We start from the raw sequence: 4,464 nt of genomic DNA, 5'->3' as shown, positions 1-4,464 counted from the left end.
TCGGCATCCCCGGCAAGAGCGGCGTCGGCGGCGGCATATTGGGCATCGTGCCGGGCGTGGCGTCGCTTGCCGTCTGGTCGCCCGGCCTCAATGCCAACGGCAACTCCAAGCTGGGGTCGATCGCGCTGGAAAAGCTGGCCAGGATGATGAACTGGTCGATCTTCGCGCCGTGATGCATGTCGCCCAAAAGGTGCGGAGCGGTTTTGGGACAACGACATGCATAAAAATCAAGGAAGCGTTTTAGCCTTTCGCGATCCGGAATAGCGCCAGATAAGAAAATCCCGCACCGTCTTCGAGACGGCGCGGGATTTTTTGTCAACAAACTAGCTCAGGTGGCTGAAAGGCTTAGAAAAAGCCCTTCCGCTGCCACCATCCGCCGCGTTTCGGCTTGTCGTCGGTCTTGTCGTCGGTCTTGTCCTCGGCCTTGGCCGCGGGTTCTTCCGCTACAGTCGAAGACACCACCGGCTCGACCGGCGCATTCACCGCCGCCGGCTTGCGCCGCGACGGGCGGGCCTTCGGTGCCTTCTCGACAGCCGCTGCTTCGTCGGACGCCGTGGCCGGCGTCTCGACCGGTGCTTCCGCCTCGGCAGCCGGCTCTTCGGCGACGATTTCGGCTGCGGCCTTCTTCGGCTTGGCGGCACGGCGTGGCTTCTTCGGCTTCTCCATGCTCGGCGCGTCGTCATTGGCCGGAGCAAGCACCACCGGCTCTTCGGCCGCTGCGGTAACCACCGGCTCGCTGGCGATCACCTCGGTTGCCGAGACTTCGCCTTCGGACGCGTCGGCTGCTTCGCCAGCACTTGCCTCAGCCTCGCCTTCACCGTCTTCGCGGCGGTTGCGCTTGCCGCCGCGCTTGCCGCGCCGGCGCTTCTTGCCCTGGCCTTCGTCCGAAGCTTCAGCTGTGGCAGGAGTTTCGGAAACACCAACAGGGGCATTGTCGTCCGCTTCCGCGTCGCCATCTCCGGCGGCCGAGTCCGAGTCCGAAAACTCGCCGGCCGGAGCCGAGACGGAAGCACCGTCCGCAGGGGCGCCATGTTCGCGATCGCGATCCTTGCCGCCACGCCGACGCCGACGCTTGCGGCGCTTGCGGTCGCGGCCTTCGCCTTCCTCACCACCGGCAGCGGGCCGCGGCTGCTGTTGCTGCGGCTGCTGGCGTGGCTGTTCTGCCTGGATCGGCGCCTCGTCGTCTTCCTCGATGACGGCAATCTCATCCTCGGGCTCGTCCGGCTCGACATAGGCCGGGAAGCTGCGCGCCTCGACAAAGCCTTCCGGCTTTTCAGCCAACGCGCCGCGGAAGATCGCATAGTGCTGCGAACCCACCGAATCGTCGGCCTCGACGGTGATCGTCAGCCCGAAGCGGCTTTCGAGTTCCACCAGCGTGCCGCGCTTGTGGTTGAGCACGTAGAGTGCTGTCGCCGCCGGCGTCCGCACCGTGATGTGGCTGCGCGAATCCTTGAGCAGGAATTCCTCGATCGCCCGCACCACCATCAGCGCGACCGACGAATCGGAGCGCACATGGCCGGTGCCGCCGCAATGCGGGCAAGGCTTCATGGTCGATTCCAGCACGCTGGCGCGGATGCGCTGGCGTGACATCTCCATCAGGCCGAAATGCGAGATACGGCCGACCTGGATGCGCGCACGATCGTTCTTGAGGTGATCCTTCAGCCGCTTCTCGACGGAGCGGTTGTTGCGGTTCTCCTCCATGTCGATGAAGTCGATGACGATCAGGCCGGCAAGATCGCGCAGCCTTAGCTGACGCGCGACTTCCTCGGCCGCTTCCAGATTGGTGTGGAGCGCGGTGTCCTCGATCGAGTGCTCCTTGGTGGAGCGGCCCGAATTCACGTCGATGGCAACCAGCGCTTCGGTCTGGTTGATGATGATGTAGCCGCCGCTCTTCAGCGTCACTTGCGGCTGCAGCATGCGGTCGAGCTGTGCCTCGATGCCGTTGCGCACGAAGATCGGCGTCGTGTCGCGGAACGGCTGAACCACCTTGGCGTGGCTCGGCATCAGCATGCGCATGAAGTCCTTGGCCTCGCGGTAGCCTTCCTCGCCGGAGACAAGAATCTCGTCGATATCCTTGTTGTAGAGGTCGCGCACCGAGCGCTTGATCAGGCTGCCTTCCTCGTAGACCAGGGCAGGGGCCGTGGACTGCAAGGTGAGATTGCGGACATTTTCCCAAAGCCGCATCAGATATTCGTAGTCGCGCTTGATCTCTGCCTTGGTGCGGCTCTCGCCGGCGGTGCGCAGGATGACGCCCATGCCCTGCGGCACTTCGAGATCGGCGACGACCTCCTTGAGCCGCTTGCGGTCGACCGCGCTGGTGATCTTGCGCGAAATGCCGCCGCCACGCGCCGTGTTCGGCATCAGCACCGAATAGCGGCCGGCCAGCGACAGATAGGTGGTCAGCGCCGCGCCCTTGTTGCCGCGCTCTTCCTTGACGACCTGCACCAGGAGGATCTGCCGGCGCTTGATCACTTCCTGGATCTTGTACTGGCGGCGCACCGGCTTGCGGCGGTTGCGCACTTCTTCCAGCGCATCCTCGGCGCCGACCGATTCGACCTCGTGATCGTCCGGATGCGAGGACTGCACTTCTTCCAGCATGCCGCGATCATTGTCGCCGGAGGTCGCTTCGCTGCCTTGTTCGGCCAGCGGGACGGCTTCGGAAATCACATCGGCCTCGACCGAGGCGGCGATCGACGTCGGGCCGCCTTCGCGGATTTCGCCTTCGTCCTGCTCGGCCGAATCCTCGCCATGCTCGGACGCATCGGCATGTTCGGACGAATCAGCCGCATGTTCAATGATCTCGGACGTGTGCGAGATGTCCTCGACACCAGCGTCGGCACCTTCTTCTGCCTCGTCGGCAGCGTCGCTCGCCTCGCCGGAATCGGCTGCATCGCGCTTGTGCTCGCCCCGGTCGCGGGGCTTGCCGCCGCGCCTGCGGCCGCGCCGTCCGCGATCGCGGCTCTGGCGATCATCGCCGTCGCCGTCCTCGTTCTCCTCGTCCTCAGCCTCCTGCGCTTCCGCGCGCAGCAGTGCCTGACGATCGGCGACCGGAATCTGGTAGTAATCGGGGTGGATTTCACTGAAGGCGAGAAAACCGTGACGGTTGCCGCCATATTCGACAAAGGCTGCCTGAAGGGAGGGCTCTACGCGCGTTACGCGGGCTAGGTAGATGTTTCCTTTGAGCTGCTTCTTGTCCTGGGATTCAAAGTCGAATTCTTCAATACGGTTACCGCGTATGACGACAACGCGTGTTTCCTCCGGGTGGGAGGCGTCTATCAGCATTTTGTTGGGCATTATTTCGTTTCCCCCCGGCAGCCGTCAGCCGCAGCTTGCGAGGCAAAGCCTGCTGCTGCGTGTCTGGAATGTGGGTGCCGGATATTTGAACGTCCGTCGGCCGCCGCTTGAGCGCCATGGCGGTGCCGCCCGCAGCCATAATGGCGCGGTTTGATGCGGACCTTTCCATGATTGCGCTTGAAGCCATCGTCACCAACAGAACCTTTTGAACCAAAGCCCGGACGAACCGGACCAGCTTGTTTGCTCATACAGAGCCGGCACGGGAACAAACCCGGCCGTTTTCCTCACGCAGGCGATTCCCCCGCCACGGGAGCACGCCTGCGAAATTCGTCGCGATCACCTGAACCCTTTTCGCCTGAAGCGAAAGGAGCCGCCTTTACGTCTGACCCTGTAGCAAGAAGCTGCGGAGGAGGGCGGTTCCAGGATTGCAGTGATCCACCATCGCTTTTATGATTTGGCGGGGTGGATGGCAACCCCGATTTCCGATGCCGGCAAAAAGCCGTTCCGTAGCGTAAAGCCAGGCTTGCGGCCCTGCATGAAAAGGCTTGGTTAACCTTCTCTGGATACCAATCGTTAATCGAGTTCGCGGCCTAACCGGCATTTCGACGAAACGACCGGGCGCCGGGCGCCAAACCGGGAGCGACTGCAAGAGAGATGGGATTGGCGGACTTCACAGACAAGGGATGTCGTGTCGGCGGCCGGATCCTGGCCGCTTTCTGCCTCTTGCTGCTGCTGGCGGCCTCATCCGTCTTGTCCTCAAATGCCAGTGCCGCCGACGCTCCGCTCGTGGCAAAAGGCTACAAGATGGCCGGCGATGCCACCAAGATGCGCATCGTCATGGATTTCGACCGCGAACCCGATATCAAATGGTTCCTGCTGCGTGGTCCCAACCGTCTTGTCATCGATCTCGCGAATACGAGATTCGCCGTGGATGCCAAGGATTTGAAGGCGCGGGGCCTGGTCAAGGGCGTGCGCCTGGGCGAACTCGGCGAGGGCGTTTCGCGTCTGATCCTCACCGGCAAGGGACCCTTTGCCGTCGACAAGCTCGACGTGCTCAAGAACGAGGACGGAACCGGCTACCGCATTGCCATCGACATGTCGGCGGCATCCGAACGCGAGTTCGATGCCGCACTTGCCAATCAGGCGCTGACCACCGGATCGACCGTTTCG

3 protein-coding genes are annotated in these 4,464 nt (G+C 63.2%); 2 read left to right on the top strand and 1 reads right to left on the bottom strand.

The features are described from left to right. Window positions 1–173: glutaminase (locus ENZ74_RS23100; protein ID WP_206522313.1), on the top strand; the 173-nt coding region annotated here is incomplete at its 5' end. A 172-nt stretch (window positions 174–345) separates the two neighbouring features. Here ENZ74_RS23100 and ENZ74_RS23095 read toward each other — a convergent pair. Next, window positions 346–3,294, bottom strand: a complete 2,949-nt coding sequence (locus ENZ74_RS23095) for a ribonuclease E/G (RefSeq protein WP_063168092.1) — start codon at window positions 3,292–3,294, stop codon at window positions 346–348. A gap of 654 nt (window positions 3,295–3,948) precedes the next feature. On the opposite strand from ENZ74_RS23095, the gene ENZ74_RS23090 reads away from it, so the two are divergent. Next, window positions 3,949–4,464 (top strand): AMIN domain-containing protein (locus ENZ74_RS23090; RefSeq protein WP_127313005.1); only part of this gene is annotated, 516 nt, incomplete at its 3' end.

The sequence above is a fragment of the Mesorhizobium sp. M7A.F.Ca.CA.002.15.2.1 genome, assembly GCF_003998715.1.
Classification (GTDB): domain Bacteria; phylum Pseudomonadota; class Alphaproteobacteria; order Rhizobiales; family Rhizobiaceae; genus Mesorhizobium; species Mesorhizobium ciceri.
This window is presented reverse-complemented; position numbering and strand designations above follow the sequence as displayed.

Coding starts and splice junctions, on each gene's coding strand:
- ENZ74_RS23095 (WP_063168092.1), bottom strand. CDS start 3,294: ATGCCCAACAAAATGCTGATAGACGCCTCCCACCCGGAGGAAACACGC.